This is a genomic window from Flavobacterium limnosediminis JC2902 (assembly GCF_000498535.1).
GTDB lineage: Bacteria > Bacteroidota > Bacteroidia > Flavobacteriales > Flavobacteriaceae > Flavobacterium > Flavobacterium limnosediminis.
In genome coordinates this window covers 511883-533030 of record NZ_AVGG01000001.1, presented here as the reverse complement: position 1 = coordinate 533030, position 21148 = coordinate 511883, and the positions used below count along the sequence as shown (strand labels likewise).

At 40.0% G+C, this 21148-nt stretch carries 16 protein-coding genes; 13 read left to right on the top strand and 3 right to left on the bottom strand.

Features of this window, described 5'->3' with window-relative positions:
• Nucleotides 1–56 precede the first annotated feature (56 nt).
• Nucleotides 57–242, bottom strand: a complete 186-nt coding sequence (gene tatA / locus FLJC2902T_RS02400; protein WP_023578192.1) for a twin-arginine translocase TatA/TatE family subunit — start codon at nt 240–242, stop codon at nt 57–59.
• Between the two features lie 206 nt (nt 243–448).
• On the opposite strand from tatA, the gene FLJC2902T_RS02395 reads away from it, so the two are divergent.
• The 10 genes from FLJC2902T_RS02395 to rfbD all read left to right on the top strand — a co-directional run bounded on the left by FLJC2902T_RS02395 (nt 449) and on the right by rfbD (nt 9812).
• On the top strand, nt 449–922 hold the full coding sequence (locus tag FLJC2902T_RS02395) for a hypothetical protein (protein ID WP_023578191.1): 474 nt from the start codon (nt 449–451) through the stop codon (nt 920–922).
• A complete protein-coding gene (locus tag FLJC2902T_RS15695; RefSeq protein ID WP_051364222.1) occupies nt 922–1272 on the top strand; it encodes an SdpI family protein in 351 nt (116 codons plus the stop codon). Before FLJC2902T_RS02395 ends, FLJC2902T_RS15695 begins: the two co-directional genes overlap by 1 nt.
• Before the next feature lie 5 nt (nt 1273–1277).
• Nucleotides 1278–2765, top strand: coding sequence for a GH3 auxin-responsive promoter family protein (locus tag FLJC2902T_RS02385; protein WP_023578189.1), 1488 nt, complete (start codon nt 1278–1280; stop codon nt 2763–2765).
• A gap of 21 nt (nt 2766–2786) precedes the next feature.
• Nucleotides 2787–3671, top strand: a complete 885-nt coding sequence (locus FLJC2902T_RS02380) for a carboxypeptidase-like regulatory domain-containing protein (protein ID WP_023578188.1) — start codon at nt 2787–2789, stop codon at nt 3669–3671.
• Between the two features lie 42 nt (nt 3672–3713).
• Nucleotides 3714–5402, top strand: coding sequence for a DUF6909 family protein (locus FLJC2902T_RS02375; RefSeq protein WP_023578187.1), 1689 nt, complete (start codon nt 3714–3716; stop codon nt 5400–5402).
• A gap of 10 nt (nt 5403–5412) precedes the next feature.
• Entirely contained in the window at nt 5413–6396 is a 984-nt protein-coding gene (locus tag FLJC2902T_RS02370) for a hypothetical protein (protein WP_035676753.1), read from the top strand.
• Nucleotides 6396–7406: a dTDP-glucose 4,6-dehydratase gene (rfbB, locus tag FLJC2902T_RS02365; RefSeq protein WP_023578186.1), complete on the top strand. Its 1011-nt coding sequence runs from the start codon at nt 6396–6398 to the stop codon at nt 7404–7406. Before FLJC2902T_RS02370 ends, rfbB begins: the two co-directional genes overlap by 1 nt.
• A gap of 87 nt (nt 7407–7493) precedes the next feature.
• The gene (gene rfbA / locus FLJC2902T_RS02360) at nt 7494–8357 is read left to right on the top strand and encodes a glucose-1-phosphate thymidylyltransferase RfbA (protein ID WP_023578185.1); all 864 of its coding nucleotides are present in this window, start codon (nt 7494–7496) and stop codon (nt 8355–8357) included.
• Nucleotides 8358–8400: 43 nt separating this feature from the next.
• On the top strand, nt 8401–8952 hold the full coding sequence (gene rfbC / locus FLJC2902T_RS02355) for a dTDP-4-dehydrorhamnose 3,5-epimerase (protein WP_023578184.1): 552 nt from the start codon (nt 8401–8403) through the stop codon (nt 8950–8952).
• Nucleotides 8946–9812, top strand: a complete 867-nt coding sequence (rfbD, locus tag FLJC2902T_RS02350) for a dTDP-4-dehydrorhamnose reductase (protein ID WP_035676751.1) — start codon at nt 8946–8948, stop codon at nt 9810–9812. Before rfbC ends, rfbD begins: the two co-directional genes overlap by 7 nt.
• 8 nt (nt 9813–9820) lie before the next feature.
• Here rfbD and FLJC2902T_RS15690 read toward each other — a convergent pair whose 3' ends face one another.
• Nucleotides 9821–13147: a CotH kinase family protein gene (locus FLJC2902T_RS15690; protein ID WP_023578182.1), complete on the bottom strand. Its 3327-nt coding sequence runs from the start codon at nt 13145–13147 to the stop codon at nt 9821–9823.
• Nucleotides 13148–13313: 166 nt separating this feature from the next.
• Nucleotides 13314–16646 (bottom strand): CotH kinase family protein, encoded by a 3333-nt coding sequence (locus FLJC2902T_RS15685; RefSeq protein WP_023578181.1) that lies wholly within the window; start codon nt 16644–16646, stop codon nt 13314–13316.
• Between the two features lie 249 nt (nt 16647–16895).
• Between FLJC2902T_RS15685 and FLJC2902T_RS02335 the strand changes: the two genes are divergently transcribed.
• The 3 genes from FLJC2902T_RS02335 to FLJC2902T_RS02325 are packed head-to-tail and all read left to right on the top strand — an operon-like array spanning nt 16896 to nt 21101.
• The gene (locus FLJC2902T_RS02335) at nt 16896–17852 is read left to right on the top strand and encodes a glycosyltransferase family 2 protein (protein WP_023578180.1); all 957 of its coding nucleotides are present in this window, start codon (nt 16896–16898) and stop codon (nt 17850–17852) included.
• Nucleotides 17849–18625: a class I SAM-dependent methyltransferase gene (locus FLJC2902T_RS02330; RefSeq protein ID WP_051364221.1), complete on the top strand. Its 777-nt coding sequence runs from the start codon at nt 17849–17851 to the stop codon at nt 18623–18625. Before FLJC2902T_RS02335 ends, FLJC2902T_RS02330 begins: the two co-directional genes overlap by 4 nt.
• Nucleotides 18618–21101, top strand: a complete 2484-nt coding sequence (locus tag FLJC2902T_RS02325; RefSeq protein WP_035676749.1) for a DUF6311 domain-containing protein — start codon at nt 18618–18620, stop codon at nt 21099–21101. The genes FLJC2902T_RS02330 and FLJC2902T_RS02325 overlap by 8 nt, the downstream gene beginning before the upstream one ends.
• Nucleotides 21102–21148 lie beyond the last annotated feature (47 nt).

The window sequence follows — 21148 nt, the reverse complement described above, 5'->3', positions numbered from 1 at the left end:
GAAAATCCCAAACACCGATAAAGCGTTTGGGATTTATTCTTTGGAATTTATAAAAACTATTGTTTGTTTTCTTCGTCTTCTTTTTTTGCTGCAGGAGCCTGATCTTCACCTTTGGAAGCGTTTTTAAATTCTTTGATTCCGGTTCCTAAACCTTTCATCAATTCCGGGATTTTTTTACCTCCAAAAAGCAAAACAATCACTACAACAATTAAAATTATTTCGGTTGCACCAAATTTTCCCATGACTCTTTAATTATGTTTTTGATAATTTAATTCAAAATTGTGGGACAAAGTTAGCTATAAAATCCATTTGTCAAACAACCAAGCCGTTGTTTTTAAAGAAACTGGCCTAAATTTAGGTTTTCTTTAACCAAATGATGAAAAGGTTTACACAAACCCCACGCAATCCAAGACGATATTTTTTATATTTGTGAATCAAACCAAAAGGCATGTCCGAAAAAAGACTGAAACGACAATTAATCAAGAAAAAACTCTTCAGTAAAAACCGATTGGTCATATTGAATGAAGATACTTTTGCAGAAATTTTTTCACTTAAATTGACCCTGATGAATGTCTTTGTCGTGGCAACCGTAGGCGCATTGCTGATTATTTTCGTGACTACGTACATCATCGCTTTCACGCCGCTTCGTGAATACATTCCCGGGTATGCTTCAACCGAATTAAAACGACAGGCCATAGAATTGGCTATTAAATCAGACTCGCTGGAAAAAGCCATGAAACGCAACAATTTGTATGTGGAGTCGATTAAAAAAGTACTCAACGGCGATTTGGAATATGCCAAATTTAACATCGATTCCATTATCGTGGCCGAAGAAATCGATCCGGAAACCCTTGTGATGGAGCCGTCCAAATCCGAATTGGAATTGCGGAAGGAAGTCGAAAACAAAAACAAAAAGAACTGATGGAGTGGACCGCCAATTTATTGCAAATGCCTTTACTGTGTGGTACTATTTTTATGATTGCCGCAATAGTGATGTATGTTTTTCCTCCAAAAAAAATAAATTCCCTTTACGGATACAGGACCTCGAGTTCTATGAAATCGGAAGAACGCTGGCATTTTGCCCAACATTTTTCAACGGTGAAAATGGCTCAGGGCAGTGTTTTTTTACTGCTAACTTCGTTTCTGGGTTTGCTGATTAAAATAGAAGGAAAGTTGTTGCTGGTTCCGGGAATACTGTTTCCGTTATTGGTGGTTTTCTTTATTCTGTTTTCAACCGAAGCCGCATTAAAAAATAAATTCCCAAACACATAATACCAATGTCTTTAAAAGCATTTTTTGCCAGACAGTTCGCTGCCATCATCCATATTAAAACTCAAAAATGGGCCAACAACCCTGTTGTAACCCAGCAAAAAGTTTTTGAGCAGTTGCTTACTGAAGCAAAAAACACGCAATTTGGAAAAGACCATCATTTTTCGGACATCAAAACGTTTGAGGATTTCGTACAAAACGTTCCGGTTCGCGATTATGAAGCCTTGCGGCCTTATGTTGACAGAGTCGTAAAAGGCGAAGAAGACATTCTCTGGAAAGGGAAACCCGTATATTTTGCCAAGACCTCGGGAACGACTTCGGGCGCGAAATACATTCCGCTTACCAAGGAGTCGATGCCCTATCATATTGAAGCGGCCAGAAACGCGATTCTAAGTTACATACACGAAACCGGAAAGGCCGATTTTGTCGACGGAAAGATGATCTTCCTGCAAGGGAGTCCGATTCTGGAAGAGAAAAACGGAATCAAACTGGGCCGTCTCTCAGGAATCGTGGCGCATTATGTTCCCAGTTATCTGCAAAAAAACCGCCTGCCAAGTTGGGAAACCAATTGCATTGAGGATTGGGAAACGAAAGTCGATGCCATTGTGGAAGAAACTTTCAACGAAAATATGGCCATCATTTCCGGAATTCCGTCGTGGGTACAGATGTATTTTGAGAAACTGAAAGCCAAAGCAGATAAACCCGTGGGAGAGCTGTTCAAAAACTTCAATCTGTTCATTTATGGTGGCGTAAATTACGAACCGTACCGCGCCAAATTTGAAAATCTTATCGGCAGAAAAGTAGATTCCATTGAATTGTTTCCGGCCTCCGAAGGTTTTTTTGCCTATCAGGATTCCCAAAAGGAAAAAGGAATGTTGCTGCTGCTGAATTCCGGAATTTTCTATGAATTCATCAAAGCCGACGAATTTTTCACCGAAAACCCAAAACGACACACTATCGGCGAAGTGGAACTGGGCATTAACTATGTTTTGATTTTATCCACTAATGCCGGACTTTGGGCGTATAATATTGGCGATACCATTCAGTTTACGAGTTTAAAACCTTACCGAATTATCGTTTCCGGACGCATCAAACATTACATTTCCGCTTTCGGCGAACACGTAATCGGAAAAGAAGTCGAAGCCGCATTACAGGAAGCGATGGAAGGAACGGAGGTACGCATCAACGAATTTACCGTCGCACCGCAAATTAATCCAATCAATGGTTTGCCGTATCACGAATGGTTTATCGAATTTGAAAACGAACCCAATAATCCGGAAGCATTCGCGTTACGAATCGATGCAGCCATGCGCAAGCAAAATGTTTATTACGATGATCTTATTGCGGGTCACGTTTTACGCACTTTGGTACTAACAAAAGTTCCCAAAAACGGGTTTCAGGAATATATGAAATCCATCGGAAAATTGGGCGGGCAGAATAAATTACCCCGACTTTCCAATGACCGTAAAATTGCTGATTTATTAAGCAAAGTGTAGAAAATAGAGCATAGAACAAAGATGATAGAAAATAGACTTTTCGCGTTGTTGCTTTTACTGAGTTTTCCTATTTTTTCCCAAACGAAAGGAATAGTCGTAGACGAAAATAACAAACCCATTCCTTATGTAAACATTTGGGTGGAAGATGAAAATGTTGGCACTAGTTCCGAAGAAAACGGTCACTTCGAAATTAAGGTTTCGGATATGAACAAAACATTGGTTTTTTCATCCATAGGCTTTGAATCGAAAAAGATAAAAGTATCCGAAACAGGAAAAGTTATCCTGAAAACATCGTCTTTTAAGTTGGACGAACTGCTGATTATGCAATCCAAACGCACCAAAGAAATTGAAATTGGGAAGGTGCGCAAAAGTGGGGTGTATGATGTTTTTGCTCATAATGGACCGAATATTTATGTGAAATATTTTCCTTTTGATCCAAAATACAGCAAGACCAATTTTATTAACCAAATGGTGCTTCATACTGCCAGCGAAATAGACGATGCGACGGTAAGAGTCCATGTGTATAACGTTAATGATGAAGGTTTCCCGGGCGATGAACTTTTAGATAGGGATTTGCTTTTTACAGTTGGGAAGGGAAGGAATAAAAGCAAGATTGATTTATCGGAATTTAATATAACTTTCCCTAAAAAAGGGGTTTTTGTAGGGTATGAACTCCTGATTATTGAAAAAAATCGGTTTAACACTCCCGTTTCATATGGAGATGCAAAGGAGATTCATTTAATGAAAGTCTATTACCCGCTTGTCCTTCGAAATTGGGTGGATGAAGAAAACACCTTTTCCTACAACGGAGGAAAGTGGCACAAGCAAAAGAAGTACAAATACAAAAGCCCTTCAAACGATCTGAAAACTTTCGAACCGGCAATTAGTCTCGTTTTAACCAACTAAAAAATAAAAAACTATATTTGGGGTTAGAAAATAAAAAAGTTCATGAAGGAATTAAAGAACATTTCGCGCTCCCGGGCGCAAGAGTCGTCGGCAGCTATCGAACGACTGTACATTACCATGCGTCATTTGTTTAACAGGGGTTTTTATAAACCAATGGGGATTTCGGGCGAAACCTTACGTGAGGCATTATTATCATTACGCCCTGAAATTTACGGTTCCATCGCCGAAGAAAAAGTGGAATTAAACGGATTGCTGTATGTTATCGAACGCCTTCCGGTAGGTATTGAAGAATGCCGCTATATCAATTTAACTTCGGATGAAGGCTATTCAAAATCACATTTCCAGCCTATTGTTCCTCCCAAAAGAAGAAGAAACTGTTACCGCATTGACGACGAACAGATGAACATCGAAATCACCAGAGGGCGATCAGACATTTATGATGTTTTAACGCACTTGACGTTTATTTTTATCGAGTCGCATAAAATTAAAGACCGTGTAATGATCGATGAAGAAGGAAGGTTAACCCGTGATTGGGAAAAACTGGAACAGGTGGTGCTTCAGAATAAAAAATTAACGTTGGTAGACCGTGAGAAAGCCATTTCACACGCTTCCAATATTTTGGGAAGAACCTTTGCCGAGGTAATCGACATTTATGAAGGTTTCGGAACCAAAGAAAAACCGGATCGTTTTTTACACGTAATCTACTGGTTGGGAAAACTGGCCATTGAAGAAGTGGTAGACAACAACAAAAGAACCATTACGTTCAGTCCGATTTTAAGAGAGCGCCTGGGACATCATATTTATGGTGAAATCTGGGCCAACAATATCAAGGAAGTTTTAGAGCGGAACGATTTACTGGCACGACCGATTCACGTTATCAGTGCGAACATGCACAGTGTGATGAATTCGATCTTTGCCGAACCCGTTCTGGGTAACAAATACAAAGCGGGCGATGATTTTCAGATTTTTGAAGATTTAAGCAAAAGCGGAAATGATCCGTTACGCAAGAAAGTGGAAGAATTTGCGTTACTACACGGAATGATTTCACTGCCGGACACCTCAGGAACGAATATTGACGTTCAGATTTTTGACACGGCTAAAATCGACCTGAAGAAATCGGCATTTCCCAAAGCGACTTTCGGAAAAGAAAAGCCGGTATTAATTGTGATGGACTATGCCTTTGGTGAGCAGGCTTTTGAAACGATAGACGAGTTATTAAAACCGTATAAAACCGCTGACGGGAAAGTATTCCTGAATGTAGAATCGGTTTCGATTATGGGTAAAGCCGGAATCCTGCAGGGCGGAAAAGGCGACATCATGATTCCGAATGCGCACGTCAATGAGGGAACGGCGGACAATTATCCGTTTGAAAACGAACTGACAGCTGAAATGTTTGAAGGCAATGATATTCCCGTTTTTGCCGGACCGATGGTTACCGTTTTGGGAACCTCGCTTCAGAACAGAGATTTACTGCAGTTTTTTCACGATTCCACCTGGGGCGCCATCGGTCTTGAAATGGAAGGCGCTTATTACCAGAAAGCGGTGCAGTCGGCATCTAAAATCAGAAAAAGCATCAATCCGAATGTGAAAGTGCGTTATGCTTATTATGCTTCGGATAACCCTTTGGAAACGGGAAGTACACTGGCCTCCGGAGGATTGGGTACAACAGGTGTAAAACCTACGTATCTTATCACCATTAAAATACTGGAACAAATCTTTAATATAAAATAATACCACTTTTATGAGCAATAGTCCTCAGACTAACCCGAATGATCAGGAAATCGATTTGGGTCAACTTTCGAAAAAAATAGGAGATAAAATCCAGTCGTTAATCGATTGGTTGTTTGACGGAATTTTATTTATCCGAAGAAATATTATTGTTATCGGAATCTTATTTGTACTGGGAGCCGGGTTGGGTTTTTATATGGATAAGAATACAAAAGTTTACGATCATGAAGTTATTGTGACGCCTAATTTCGGAAGTACGGATTATCTGTATTCCAAAGTTGATTTAATATCGGCTAAAATAAAGGAAGGAGACACCGTTTTTCTGAAACAGATCGGAATCAAAAATCCGAAGAAATTTGCAAAGATCGCAATCGAACCGATTCCGGATATTTATCGTTTTATCAGTGGGAATGAGCAAAATTTCGAAATGATTAAGTTGCTGGCTGAAGACGGCGACTTGAAGAAGATCGTGGAGGACAATTTGACCAGTAAGAATTATTCGTATCATAAGATAACTTTCGTTACCAGCGATAAAACTTCCGAGGGGAAAACACTTGAACCCCTTTTAGATTATCTGAATGACAATGAATATTACAGAGGATTGCAAAAAGAATATCTCAATAACATTAATGTAAAAATCAAAGAAAACGACAGTATCATTGGACAGATTAACGGAGTGATGAACCAGTTTTCGAAAGCAGTTGGCGGTAATCAGAAAAGTGACAAACTGGTGTATTACAATGATAACACACAGTTAAATGAAGTTCTTAAAACCAAAGAAGCGCTTATCAACGAGCAGGGAAATAAACGAATTGAACTAATCACTTCGGATAAAATTGTAAAAGAAAACAGTCATATCCTGAATGTTAAGAATACCAAATCGACGAATGGAAAAATGAAATTGGTCTTGCCCGTTTTCTTCATCGGGCTATTTGTTTTATTTGGCATGTTCCGAAGTTTTTACAGAAGGCAACTGGCAAAAAGAAATTTAGCTTAATGAAAAGTATTTTAGTTACAGGTGGTGCCGGATTCATAGGCGCCAATTTCGTATCATATTTTATAGAAAACAATCCGGAATATCATTTGGTGAATCTGGATTTGTTAACCTATGCCGGGGATTTGGACAATGTTAAGGAAGTGGAAAACCATCCGCGTTATACCTTTGTGAAAGGAGACATTTGCGATCGTTCTTTTATCGAAGAATTGTTCGGGAAATACGATTTCAAAGACATTATTCACTTTGCTGCCGAAAGCCATGTGGACAATTCCATTTCCGGCCCGGAAGCTTTTATCAGAACCAATGTTTTGGGAACATTCAACCTTTTAGATGTGGCCAGAAAGCATTGGATGTCTGCTCCGAATCAGTATAAACCGGGCTATGAAACTTCACGTTTTCACCATATTTCCACCGATGAGGTTTATGGAACCTTAGGGAAAACCGGATTGTTTGAAGAAACCACGCCGTATGCACCTAACAGTCCGTATTCAGCCTCTAAAGCATCGTCAGACATGATTGTGCGAAGCTATTTTCACACCTATGGAATGGATGTGGTAACGACCAACTGTTCCAATAATTACGGTCCGAAGCAACACAATGAAAAACTGATTCCGACGATTATCCGCAAAGCACTTACAGGAGAAAATATCCCAATTTACGGGGACGGAAAAAATGTCCGTGACTGGTTGTACGTGTTGGATCACTGTAAAGGGATTGAATTGGTTTTCCGAAAAGGAAAATCGGGAGGAACGTATAACATCGGCGGAAGAAACGAGCGAAACAATCTGTACATTGCCAATACCATCTGTGAATTGTTAAACGATTTGAAACCAAAAGCCGAAGGGAAATACCAGGATCAGATCACTTTTGTGAAAGATCGTCCGGGGCACGATTTGCGTTATGCCATTGATGCGACAAAAATCGAAACCGAATTAGGCTGGAAAGCCGATGAAAATTTCGAAACCGGAATTAAGAAGACAATTGTGTGGTATTTAGAAAAATATAATTAGGAATTAGGAATTTTGTTCTTTATTAACTCAAAAACATCACGTTACAACTTTGCATCTTTGCATCTTTGAGACTTTGCAACTTACAAAATGAAAGGAATTATATTAGCAGGAGGATCAGGAACGCGTCTGCACCCGTTAACATTAGCGGTAAGCAAGCAACTGATGCCTATTTACGATAAACCAATGATTTACTACCCGCTATCAACGTTGATGTGGGCGGGAATCCGTGAAATCCTGATTATCTCAACGCCGCATGATTTGCCTTTGTTCCGACAATTGTTGGGCGACGGAAGTTCTTTAGGCTGCCGATTCGAATATGCCGTTCAGGAACATCCCAACGGATTGGCCGAGGCATTTATCATCGGAAAAGAATTTGTAGGTAACGATAAAGTTGCCTTAATTCTGGGTGATAATATTTTCTACGGAACCGGTTTGGCGGAATTGCTTCAGGCGAACAACAATCCGAACGGCGGAATTATTTATGCTTATCACGTTCACGATCCGGAGCGTTATGGGGTTGTTGATTTTGATGCGAATGGCAAAGTGCTTTCTATCGAAGAAAAACCGTTACAGCCTAAATCCAATTATGCCGTTCCCGGAATTTATTTCTACGATAACGACGTATTGGAGATTGCAGCCAACATCAAACCAAGTCATCGTGGCGAACTGGAAATCACCGATGTGAATAAAGAATACCTGAACAGGGGAAAACTTCAGGTGAGTATACTCGACCGGGGAACCGCCTGGTTGGATACCGGAACGTTCCAGTCGTTAATGCAGGCTGGGCAGTTTGTTGAGGTTATCGAAGAGCGTCAGGGTTTAAAAATTGGCGCGATCGAAGAAGCAGCGTATAGAATGGGCTTTATAGATGCAGTTCAATTGAAAACATTGGCCGAACCGTTATTAAAAAGCGGTTACGGAAAACATTTAATGAGCTTAATTTCAAAATAACACTTAGTAACTAAGGGACTCAGTTACTCTGAAACTAAAAAGAATGAATTTCATACCAACAAAATTATCCGGCTGTTTTATCCTGGAACCGAAAGTGTTTAATGATTCCCGTGGCTATTTCATGGAAAGTTTTAACGAACAAACATTTCAAAACGGAACCGGGCAAAAAGTACATTTCGTTCAGGACAACCAATCGTATTCCACAAAAGGAGTTCTTCGCGGATTGCATTATCAGTGTGGCGAACATGCTCAGGCAAAATTGGTTCGTGTGCTACAGGGAGAAGTTTTGGATGTGGCTGTGGATATCCGCCCGGAATCGGAAACGTACGGACAGTATGTTGCTGAAATTTTGTCGGCAGAAAACCAAAAACAGATGTTTGTTCCCCGTGGGTTTGCGCACGGGTTTGTGGTTTTAAGTGAAACGGCTACCTTCTTCTATAAGTGCGATAATTTTTACAATAAGGAATCCGAAGGCGGATTTATGTATAATGATGCGACTTTAGGTATCGATTGGGGTTTACCGCAAAGCGAATTGCTGATTTCCGAAAAAGATATGGTTTTGCCCACTTTTGAAAAAGCAAAAAAGGTATGGTAGTATTAATTACAGGCGTTAACGGTCAGTTAGGACAGGCACTACAGTCTGTATCCGGAAATTATCCGGAAATTGATTTCGTATTCTGTTCCTCTTCCGAGCTGAACATTACCGACAGCACCAATTGCGAATCGGTTTTTGCAAAACACCAACCCGATTTTTGCATCAATGCCGCAGCGTATACTGGGGTGGATAAAGCCGAAAGTGAATACGAAAATGCGCATGCGATCAATGTCATCGGAACTAAAAATTTAGCCGATGCCTGTAAAAAACACAACAGTATTTTACTGCATATCTCCACCGATTTTGTTTTCGACGGGGAAAAAATAACGCCTTATACCGAAGATGATCTTCCAAATCCAACAGGCGTTTACGGACAAACAAAGTTAGATGGAGAGCAGGCGTTGCAAACCATTTGGGAAAAACACTTTATTGTGAGAACGTCTTGGGTGTATTCGCAATTTGGGAATAATTTTATGAAAACGATGCTGCGATTGGCTTCCGAAAGGGATACATTGTCTGTAGTGAATGACCAAATCGGAACACCTACCCATGCCGTCGATTTGGCGGAAGCGCTTATCGGAATGATAGTGTTTTGTCATGCCAATCCGGTAAAAGAGTCCCAATTCGGAATTTATAATTTCAGTAACGAGGGGCAATGCAGTTGGTTTGACTTTGCTAAAAAAATCTTTGAAGTCAACAATAAAACAATCACTGTGCATCCGATCCCTACATCGGCTTACCCTACACCGGCAAGACGGCCAAAATACAGTGTTTTGGATAAAAGCAAGATTAAGAAAACCTTCGGACTGACCATCAGAAAATGGGAGGAGGCCTTGTACCCGTTCCCATCTGATAAGTGATAGTAAGATTATTTCTTGATAATTTTCCTAACGGTTGATTTTCCGTTTTCATCCTGTAACTGCATCAGATACAAACCGGATGGCAATTGGGAAAGATTAACTTCATTATTATTCAGTTTTCCGTTCTGAATTTTTCTTCCGTCAATGCCGTAAATAGAATAATCCAATGCATCCGACGGGTAGACGACACGAACCACACCGGTTGTCGGATTCGGATAGACGATAAGATCAGCCATCGCGTTTTCTTCAGTTGTCAATGTATAGGTAACTCCCTCGACGCTTATGTTGTTAAAGGTAACCCGGTTTCCGTTATCGACAGTCATATTGGCTCCGGTGAAACGGAGGCGGACTTTAAAATTAGGGTTGTTATTGGCTTCGGTTATGGCTGTAAAATCAGTTTCAATTCGCTGATAAGTGCTGGAAATGGGATACGATGATGCTGACATTCCTGTGGTTACCCAAATCGGAGTTCCGGGATTTATGGAATAATCGACTGTGATTCCGCTGGCCGCACCTTCGTCCAGAACCGCAAAGGCAAATTTGATGTTTTTATACCCTAAAGTGGAAAAATGAAACTGCATATTGTTTTGCAGCGCTCCGCTCTGAAAAGGTTGTTTTATCTGGATACCTCTCATCTGGGAATTTTCAAAAGTTAAATTTTGGTTTACAGTAGGAATGTAATTCAGTGACGTTGGACTGTTTCGTCTTTCCATGGAGGCTTTTCGCCAGTTCGGATTCGCGGCAGAAAACGGATAGCCCACAAGACAGGATTCATAATGCAGATTACCTTCTGCAGCAGCTTCAAAAGTAGCGGCAATATCGGTTAACGGGGTATCGTTTTGAATATCGGTGTCCATCATCCAGAAATAAATAGTTTGAGGAACATCCACATTTCCGGAAGGAATAAAGTGTGCCGTAACCGAAAAATCAGCCGTAGGTGTGATGGTTATTTCCACGCTGGTACTGGAAGAAGCTCCGGTCCAATGACTAAACTCATAACCCGGCAGCGCTACAGCTTTTATTTTAACGGGGATATTGTGAAAGTAAATTCCGGTCCACGGATAGGGATTTCCGGTTATTCCCGGTGTACCCGCTTTGACGTTTATGGTGTTCATTTTTATGTAGCCGTGCGCCGCATCAGAAACATTTAGCGTTGCATTGATGTTTTGACTGATTCCGAATTTTTGTCGGATGTGCTGGCGCTGATAATTTGGGCGTTGATTGGCAAATATTCTTTCCTGTTCCAGATGGTACTGCCAGTCGCTGTCATCTTCAGGACCTTTCCACCGGAAATACTGATCGTTCATTTCCGGAGCGATAACGGCAGCCATAGAGTTGATTTGGGAGATGATTCTGCCTGGGAGGAAATTGGTATTCATTAAATCGGCAAAACGGTTGATGAATTCAATTTTAAAACTATTGTTTGCCAACAGTTTACGAAGAATCAGTGTAGACCAAAGTTCGTGTATGTTCTCATCTGTTGTGGTGGCGTCAGCTAAGGTATCGAAATCGGGATCGCCAAAAGTACTCGTCACGTCGTGAAAGGCCCAGCGCCAACGGCCATCATGTCCATAGGGAGCATTAGGTTGGTAACTCGTTCTTTTTCTCCAAAAGACAACGTTATTGGTTACCCAATCGTCGTTATTAATGTAAATATTACTGATGTGATAATCCATGTAATTATCTTTGTCCATCAGAGTTTGCATTTCGGCATATTTATCGCTCAGGGATAAATCATTGGTCTCTACGAAGTTAATAAAGGAAAGGTAATTTTCATCGTCTCCTTCCTTAACGTCTCCTTCATTTTCCAATAGGTCCACGGCATCAATGTTGTACACCAGTTTGAAATAGTTGTTGTCGTAACGCTCCCTCAGAGCTAATATTCCCCAGTATTCGCCATTAATGAACGTGATTACCTGTTTATGTGCTTCGGTTTCCATGCGAAGATCCTTAACCAGTTCATTGCACAAAGCATCCCTGAACATGGTACCGAAAAAGTCACCACTTGCATTTTTTATCACAATACGTTCATAGGCGGTATACGGCTCGTCGGAAAAGAAGGGATACTCCAATTTATCAGCACCATAAGAAGATCGTGCATACACCCGCATGGATTTGCTGGGATATGTTCGTGAATGATCGCCATGGATGCGCAGGCCCACTTTCTGATTAATTACTTCCTGGCCGTTTACAAAATAATTCAGATTGGCCATTCGTTCGGTTAAATCGCCTGTTCGGTTAAAATTACCGAGATTTTCATTTACCTCCTCGGTTGGGTTGGCAATGCGCCAATTGTCGAAATCCACCCCTGCCACAGAAAGACCGTTAGTGTAATCATAAAAATAGTTCTCATCAAAGCTGACGGAAACCACCGGAATGGTAAACCGGTTTATTCCCTGTGGCGAAATGAAATAATTTTTGGTAACGGTTGTGCTGGGAAGTGCTCCCGGCTTTATCACTTTTGCTTTTACGACAGTACCTTTAAATACGGGGCCGTTCGGAAAATATTCGGGGGCAAATTCCCAAGTGGTTGAGATATTTGAGAGTTTATTGGGTTGTGATGATCGGTTACTGATGGGAATGGGAACCGAATACTGCTGCGTCTGAAAACTATACTGAAAAAAAGGGCCAAAAGCTTGTCCCGGAAGTTCCGGGTAACTTTTTTTATAGGAATAGGTTGTTCCGGCAAGGTTGTTTTCATTGGGTTCTGAACCGTCCAGGGTATACAGAATTGTTGATCCGGGACTGGAAGAGGTAAGCGTCAGGTCAAATCCGGTGGTTCTGAATTCAGAAGCATGTGAAAATTGGGGAGGACTCAACGCTTCCGAATAAGCGGTAGTTGAGTTGGCCGCATTGGGTGTTGGTGTTGCGAAGAAAACATACGGACCGCTGCCGTTCGGGAATCGGCCGTGCGAAACATCTGCCGGTAAATATACGGGAGTCACCGTACCCACGTTACCTCCAGACGGATTGGTTAATATCAGGGTTTCGCCAACGCCACTCAATTTAAAATTGGTATGCAGCGGACTGCCGGCCACAGCCCGATTTTTGTCGGAAGCCCATACCATCAGATAGGCACCGGGATTGAGTGTTACGCTTGGGAAAGTCCATTTAAACAGATTAGCACCGTCATCGGTTAATCCGTGGCCTAAAAGATTGACGGGAGTGGCTCCTGTGTTATACAATTCAATCCAATCCTCATGACTGCCGTCTTCGTCGGTTACGGATGTGCTGTTTGAGGTCAGAATTTCATTAATGACAATATTTTGCGCCAATAGGGTATCGAAACTTAGAACAACCAATGTGGTTAGTATCCAAAATGTAATTTTTTTCATGCGTACGGAATTTACATAAAGTTAAGTAATAACCTTGATATCAGTATATTATATTCGACGCAGTGCCTTAAAAAACGATAAGTGACAGGATTTTCATGGGGATTTGCAGGACATAAAAAAAGAAGGTGTTTTAGGACACCTTCTTCTGAATTGATATGCAATTATATTATCGTTTAAGGATTTTTTTCGTTTCCGATTTTCCGTCCCCTTCCAGTTGCAGTAAGTACAAACCGGAGGTTAAATGGGCCAGATTAATTTCGCTTCCTTCGATTTTCCCGTCCTGAATCATTTTCCCGTCAATTGCGAAAAGTTTATAGTTGAGATTACCCAAGCGATGTGAAATGCGGAGAACATCCGTTATTGGATTCGGATACACAATGAAATTGGAAACGGTACTCTCATCCACGGATAGTGTTTGTCGCACTCCTTCCAAGCTAATGTTGTTGAAAGTAACCCTCATTCCGGTATCAGCAGTCATGTTCGGGCCGGTGAAGCGGAGACGTATTTTAAAATTCGGATTGTTGTTTACTGTTGGTATCAATTTTAAATCGGCTTCAATACGTTGATAGGCTGCTGTGATTGGAAAAGCAGAAGCGGTCATTCCGGCGGTGGTCCATACGGGAGTCCCCGCATTTGTTGCATATTCCAATGTGATACCGGTAGCGGCACCTTCGTCAACAACCGCACAGGCAAATTTGATATCCTTATAACCTGCGGTAGAAAGGTTAAAAATCATCGTATTCTGCAATCCGGCACTTTGGAAGGGCTGTGTTATCTGCAGTCCTCTCATGTTGGAATTCACATAGGTAATATTTTCGTTCGCTTCCGGATAGTAGTTCAGCGGGGTGGGATTGTTGCGTCGCTCCATAGATCCTTTTCGCCAATTCGGACTTGCATTGGTAAACGGATAGCCCGCCAGCGAAGACTGATATTGTATAAGGCCGTTTGCAGCGAATTCATAAGTTGAGGCAAGCGATGTTAAGGGTGTATCGTTAGGAATGTCCGTATCCATCACCCAGAAATATAGTATCTCCGGAACATCTGTATTACCAGATGGGATGAAATGTGCCGTTAGCGAAATAGCCGCGGCTGGTGTAAGTGTTATTTCCGCAGTCGTACTTGTAGAGGAGCCACTCCAATGACTGAAGGCAAAGCCCGGTAACGGAATCGCCTTTATCTTAACCGGAATGTTGTGAAAATAAATGCCGGTCCACGGATAAGGTGTTGACGGAACGCCTGGAGTTGACGGAAGAATATCTATCGTATTCATTTTGATATACCCGTGCGCCAGATCGGATACGTTTAGGGTTACATTGATGTCACTGCTGATTCCGAATTTCTGGCGGATGTGCTGTCTTTGGAAGGCAGGGCGTTCGTTGGCAAAACTATGCATATTGCCGATACTTTCTTCCCACCATTCGAAATCGGAGGCTTGCCATCGGTTCAGATGTTCCTGTATTTCGGGTAGGATTCTGTTTTTCATGGCCGTTGAAACCGCTATAAACCGGCTTGGAAGAAAATAGGTATTCATTAAATCGGCAAAACGGTTGATGAAGTCGTTTTTAAAAGTAGGATTTACCAATAAACTTCTTAGTATTACGGTTGATTCCACCACTTCAGGGTCGGTGTCCGTAGCCACAAATAAATTATCGTGGTTGTTAACGCCATTTGTTGAGCCAAAGCAATCGTCATTATCTTTCATGGCAGCGCGCCATCGTCCGTCCAGTCCATATAAGGCATTTGGGTTATAAGCGGTTCTTTTTCTCCAAAGGAGCATGTTCGCATCAGGCCAGTCGGTATTGTCATAATAAATGTTCGCAATATGATAATCCCGCATATTGTCTACATCCATTTGTGTTTTTATGTAATCATAATTTGCAGGTATTGCCAAGCTGTTGTTGTTCAGAAAGGTGGCCATAGCCTCATAATGTAAGGTGTCTCCTTCGGATTCGTTTATGTTTTCGATTAAGTCCAATTCCGTTTCTCCGATTCCGCATACATTGTTGAAATAAAATTTGTCATACCTTTCACGGAGGTTCAAAATTCCCCAGTATTCTCCGTTGACAAAAGTTATTGTCGGCTGATATGCCATGGTTTCCAAGCCGATCCCTTTGATTAGTTCATCGGCAAGAGCGTCTCTGTACATCGTGTCGAAAAAGTCACCACCGGCGTTTCGTAAAAGCAGTCGGTTAAAAACTGTCAGATTTTCATCATTGAAAAAGGAGTAATTCATACTGTCGTCTCCATAATCGTTTCGGGCCAGTAACCGGAAAGATTTGCTTTGCCAGCCGCGGGAATAACCACCGTTGATCCGGATTCCGATATCCTGATTAATAACTTCGGTTCCGTTTACAAAGTAATTGAAGTTTCCGGATCGCTCTGTAGGATCGCCTTCAAGCCTGAAATTCCCATCATAATTATATTCGGTGGCGTCTACAGTCGGATTGGCATCCCGCCACATATCGAAGACTATTCCCGCTACAAAGATACCGTTGGAGTAGTCAAAAAGTTTGCTCTCGGTTAAACTCAAAGAGGCTACCGGTAATGAGAATTCACTGCTTCCGGACGGAGTAACGAAATAGGTTTTGGTGACCGTTTTACTGGGGATGGATCCGGCTTTGATTACTTTTGCCCTAACCACGGTTCCTTTGAAAATGGGACTGGTAGGAATGTAATACGGAACATTGTGATGCGTGGAAGACATCGATGCCAGTTTGTTAGGGAGCGATGAACGGTTGGCGATGGGAATCGGAGCGGTGTATGTAAAGGAACGATAGCTGTTTTGCAGTAATGGCCCTTCGGTTTGTCCGACCAGTTCCTCGTAACTGTTCTTATAAGAATACGTGGTGCCCGCCAGATTGTTCGGGTCGGGATCGGAACCGTCCAGGGTGTATATGATAGTAGTGCCAGGTGTTGCGTTGGAAAGCGTCAGATTGAATCCGGCAGTGCGAAAGCCGCCCGGCTGTGAAAATACAGGCACGGTCATAGCTTCGGAATAGGCTGTGGTGGAATTTGGCTGACCCGGAGTGGGGACATTGAAATAAAAATAACTTCCGGTACCGTTGGGCGACCTTCCGTAAGAGATATTTTCCTGTAGTGCAGTGGCGGGGAAAGTAGCCAGGTTCAGCGTTGACTGGTTGGTAAGATACAGTGTTTCTCCCGGTGAAGCGCTAATTTTAAAATTGGTGTGTAACGGACTTCCGGGTGTGGTTCTGTTTTTATCGGAACACCATACCAACAGGTATTGCCCCGGATTTAAGGTAACCGCAGGAAATGACCATTTGTGAGGCAAGAGCACATCATCGGAAAGGCCGAAACCGTTTAGATTTATGGGTGTGGCGCCATAGTTATACAATTCCACCCAATCTTCGTAATTCCCGTTCTCATCCTGGTTCACGTTAGTGTTGGAGGCAAGTACTTCGTTTATGGTGACACTTTGGGCAAAAGTTATGTTAGTATAAAGTATGCCGATGAAGAGCAGTGTAAAAATCGATTTCATAATACAATATCTTGATAATTAAACACATAAATTTATTTAATATAGATGGGAGTTGCTCTTTTTTTCGGTTAAGGGGGGATATAAACGATGAATTACCCAATATGATTTTTTGGACAAACATTTCTTTGTACTAAAAAAAAACACTTTTTTTGATAAAAATAGAATAGTTTTACGGTGTTTATTTGAATGTCGATTTGTTGTAATAACATATTGATTTGAAAACGAAATAGTAACTTTTAATTTTTCAATGTGATTGATATTTCGATTATTGTACCACTGTACAACGAGGAAGCTGTTTTTAGTCAATTAATAAACAGATTAAAAAGCGTTATCGACAAAACAGAATTTACCTGTGAAGTCATTTTAATTAATGATGGAAGTATTGACAACACTGCTCAATTAGTGGAAGAAATTTGTCTTCAGGATAATCGATTTACGGGGATATTATTATCCAGAAATCATGGGCATCAATTAGCGGTAAGCGCTGGATTAGCAAATTTTAGAGGAAAAAAAGGAGCGATGATTATTGATGGAGATTTACAAGATCCTCCTGAATTAGTTAACGATTTCTATAAACTGTTGATGAATGGGTATGATGTGATTTATGCCATTAGAAAAAACAGAAAGGAGAGTTTCTTTAAAAAAACGGCCTATTCGGCCTATTACCGTCTTCAGAAAAAAATATCCAGTTTTAACATCCCAATCGATAGCGGTGATTTCTCTATGCTGAGCAGAAGGGTTGTGGACAATATGAATGCCATGCCCGAGCAAAGCCGTTATTTGCGAGGAATGCGTGCCTGGGTTGGTTTCAAGCAGATAGGCTATGAGTATGACCGTGACGAAAGGCAAGCTGGGGAAACCAAATACAGCTGGTCAAAATTGTTTGAATTGGCGTTTAACGGCATTTTTAATTTCAGTGATTTCCCGGTGAAGTTTATAACAAGATTAGGTTTTATAACGGTTGTGTTTTCATTGATTTATTTTGCCTATAATCTTTATAGAAAATTCTATTTTAACGATGTCCCGCACGGTTTTACCGCGACGATATTGGCAATAATCCTGTTCAGTGGAGTCCAATTAATTTCATTGGGGCTGATTGGAGAGTATGTGTTAAGAATTTACAATCAGGTAAGAAACAGACCGCTTTTCATTGTAGATAAAATTGTACGAGACGGGGAACAGATAGCTAACGAAGGTAAAGAATGAAGCACGATTATTACAAAGAATATTATGAATTAGAGCGGAACCATTGGTGGTTTGTGGCTCGTGAGAAAATAATCTCGAACTACATAAAAAAATTACTCAAGCAGGATAATTTACAGGATACGAAGATTAAAATCTTAAATATTGGCTGCGGACCCGGAAGAAGTTCTGAATATTTATCGCAATTTGGAGAGGTCGTTTCTATAGAATATGATAAATTCTGCTGTGAGTTTGCTTCTGAAAAAACCGGACTCGAAATCATTAACGGTTCCATTACAGAGTTGCCATTCGATGATAACGTATTCGATTTGGTCTGCGCTTTCGATGTAATCGAACATGTGGAAGACGATCAATTGGCTGTTTCGGAAATGAAGCGGGTTGCCAAAAATAACGGACTCCTTTTTATTACCGTGCCCGCCTTTATGAGCTTGTGGAGTCATCATGATGTGATAAACCACCATTTCAGAAGGTACAGATTAGCGGAAGTGAAGAATTTGTTCTCCTTTAAAAAGGACGGGAAAATGATTTTTTCTTCCTATTTCAATACGCTTCTCTTTCTTCCGATTTTCCTTTTCCGTCAATTGAGCAATTTGTTGCAATCGGGTGAAAAAAGAACCGGTTCCGGAAGTGATTTTGAGGCTTTCAAACCCGGAATACTCAATTCGATCCTGTACCGTATAATGTATTTTGAAAGCAATTTTATAAATAGACACATCAGGTTGCCTTTTGGTGTGTCAATAATGTATACTTGGAAAAAAAATAATCAGAATGAATAAGATTTTAGAAAACAAATATCTAGTATCAACAATAATTGCAGTAGTTGTTTTTGAAATTACGTATGGATTTTTAACGCTTGATCCAAGAAATATAAATTGGTTGATGTCTGCCTATCATGATTGGGGGACACATTATTTAGGATGGGCTTTTTATCGTAACGATCCATGGGGGTTTCCGTTGACGGAAATGAATAGTTACTATTATCCTATTGGGACAAATGTTGGTTTTACAGATACAATCCCTCTTTTAGCTTTATTCTTTAAGATTTTCTCGGGATTTTTACCGGAAGATTTTCAATTTTATGGAATTTGGTTTTTAATTAGTTATTTTCTGATAGCGTTTTATTCTCTAAAAATTTTCAGTTATTATAAGATCCGACCTTTTTACGCTCTTTTAGGAACAATAATTATAACGGCTAACCCTGTTTTGGCGTTTAGAGGAATGCATCCTTCCCTTTGTGCTCATTGGCTTTTATTAGCATCTTTTTATAATTACATTATTGTCAGTAATGAAAGTAATGTATTGAAAATCAATAAATCGCAACTTTTTCTTTTTGTGTTGAGTGCAACCATAAACCCATATTTGGCTGCTATGGTAGCAGGATTTAATATTATAGTTCCTTTTAAACATTATTTTTACGAGAAGACTTTGAAACTTAGTCGGTTTGTTTTTTTTCCAACGGTTTCTTTTTCCATCGGAATACTAGTTTGGATAGTTTTTGGACTTATCGTTTTCGAGAACAGCACAAATTTAGACGTTGGGAATATTTATGGTCTTTATGCCTTCAATCTTAATTCATTTTTTAATTCATACGGATATTATTCAAAATTTATTCCGGATTTAAAGATGGTTACTGAACGTCAGCATGAAGGTTTTGCTTATCTGGGTTTAGGAATGATTATCTTAACTTTCATAAGTGTATTCTATGTTTTATTATTTAACAGAAGAATATTTCAAAACAATAAGCCGTATTTACCGGTAGCTGTTTTAACGCTGTTGCTTTTCGTTTTTGCGATTTCTAATCAAGTTACTTTCGGAACCAAGGTATTGTTTCATTATCCAACCCTAGGGATAGTTGAAAAATTAGGAAATATCTTCCGGGCAATAGGGAGGTTTGTCTGGCTCCCCTACTATCTTTTGATTTTGGTTTCCTTCGTTGTTTTTTCAAGAATGAAGATAAATCATCATCTTAAACTTGGAGTCGTTTTATGCCTTACAATACTTCAACTTTATGATATAGAAAATGTTTTGACATCCAGAGATCTTAAGAGTGGTTCATTCCATACGAAATTACAAGATGAGAAGTGGATGCAGATTCTGAGAAACTTCGATGAGATAGTTACGTATCCCGTTTATACGAATAACTTGGTGTACAACATGGACTATCAGGATTTGTCTTTTTTGGCTTTAAAAGCCAAAAAGCCAATCACAAATGGATATGCGGCACGTGAAAACCTTGATGCAATAAAAAAATTCAGAGATAGCTTGTCTGAAGTATTGAAAGGAGGAGAAATCGAGAACAATAGAATTTATATAACAAACAAAGCAAATATTAAAGACTTCAACGTATTGTTATATAAGGATAAAGTAGAGTTAAAGATTATAGATAATTTCTTTCTTATTTATTCAAAAAAAGTAAAATTGCCATTAGATTATCGCAACAGTGCAGCAGAAAGTAAAACATTAGATTCAATTAAAAAATCATTTTCCGGAAGCAGATTCAGATTATTGCAGAATAATTGGAAAACCAAGGATAACTTAGAAAACAATATCGAAAGGTACAGTTTTTCGGAAGACGTTTTACAAATTAGTGGCTGGGCATTTAACAGAGAAGCTGCCAGTTGTCTAAATGATTCCATTTTTATTGCATTCTCGAATAAATCAGTTTCGTATGTATTCCCAGTCAATAAGGTTGTGAGAGGAGATATTTCAGATAAGTATAAAAGAAAAGACCTTGACGGAGCAGGCTTCAATGCTACAGTTTTTACAGATAAATTGCCCAAAGAAGCTTTTAGTGTTGCATTGTTGGTTAAAGACGGCAAGGGCAATTATCATTATTCCGTTACCGACAAAATGTCTGAAGTTGGAAAGAAAAAATACCAAGCACCTGTTTTGATTAATAAGTTGCCAGCTCAGGCTTCCATAATGCTTAATATGGAAGTGGTTAATATTGTGAACAAGGTTGTAAATGTAAGTGGCTGGGCAGCTTTAGAAAATGTGTCTTCTAAAGATAAAAAAATAAAAATTGTCTTGATTTCAGGCACTAAAATTTATAAGTATGATACGAATCTTGTTATGAGAAGTGATGTGACTGAAGCAATGAAAACTAAGATTAACTACAATTATTCAGGATTTGAACTAAAATTTTTAACCAAAGATTTAGCTAAAGGGACCTATAAGACAGGTGTCATAATTGAAGATATAGCGAGCGGAAAATCTTTTTATAAAGAATTTGATAAAACAATATCTTTGTGAAAAAAGATTTAATATTTTTAGAAAAATTATATATTTGCGCATTAAAT

Coding starts and splice junctions, on each gene's coding strand:
- FLJC2902T_RS15695 (WP_051364222.1), top strand. CDS start 922: ATGGAGTGGACCGCCAATTTATTGCAAATGCCTTTACTGTGTGGTACT.
- rfbC (WP_023578184.1), top strand. CDS start 8,401: ATGAATTTCATACCAACAAAATTATCCGGCTGTTTTATCCTGGAACCG.
- FLJC2902T_RS02385 (WP_023578189.1), top strand. CDS start 1,278: ATGTCTTTAAAAGCATTTTTTGCCAGACAGTTCGCTGCCATCATCCAT.
- rfbB (WP_023578186.1), top strand. CDS start 6,396: ATGAAAAGTATTTTAGTTACAGGTGGTGCCGGATTCATAGGCGCCAAT.
- rfbD (WP_035676751.1), top strand. CDS start 8,946: ATGGTAGTATTAATTACAGGCGTTAACGGTCAGTTAGGACAGGCACTA.
- FLJC2902T_RS02380 (WP_023578188.1), top strand. CDS start 2,787: ATGATAGAAAATAGACTTTTCGCGTTGTTGCTTTTACTGAGTTTTCCT.
- FLJC2902T_RS15690 (WP_023578182.1), bottom strand. CDS start 13,147: ATGAAAAAAATTACATTTTGGATACTAACCACATTGGTTGTTCTAAGT.
- FLJC2902T_RS02375 (WP_023578187.1), top strand. CDS start 3,714: ATGAAGGAATTAAAGAACATTTCGCGCTCCCGGGCGCAAGAGTCGTCG.
- FLJC2902T_RS02330 (WP_051364221.1), top strand. CDS start 17,849: ATGAAGCACGATTATTACAAAGAATATTATGAATTAGAGCGGAACCAT.
- FLJC2902T_RS02395 (WP_023578191.1), top strand. CDS start 449: ATGTCCGAAAAAAGACTGAAACGACAATTAATCAAGAAAAAACTCTTC.
- FLJC2902T_RS15685 (WP_023578181.1), bottom strand. CDS start 16,646: ATGAAATCGATTTTTACACTGCTCTTCATCGGCATACTTTATACTAAC.
- rfbA (WP_023578185.1), top strand. CDS start 7,494: ATGAAAGGAATTATATTAGCAGGAGGATCAGGAACGCGTCTGCACCCG.
- tatA (WP_023578192.1), bottom strand. CDS start 242: ATGGGAAAATTTGGTGCAACCGAAATAATTTTAATTGTTGTAGTGATT.
- FLJC2902T_RS02325 (WP_035676749.1), top strand. CDS start 18,618: ATGAATAAGATTTTAGAAAACAAATATCTAGTATCAACAATAATTGCA.
- FLJC2902T_RS02370 (WP_035676753.1), top strand. CDS start 5,413: ATGAGCAATAGTCCTCAGACTAACCCGAATGATCAGGAAATCGATTTG.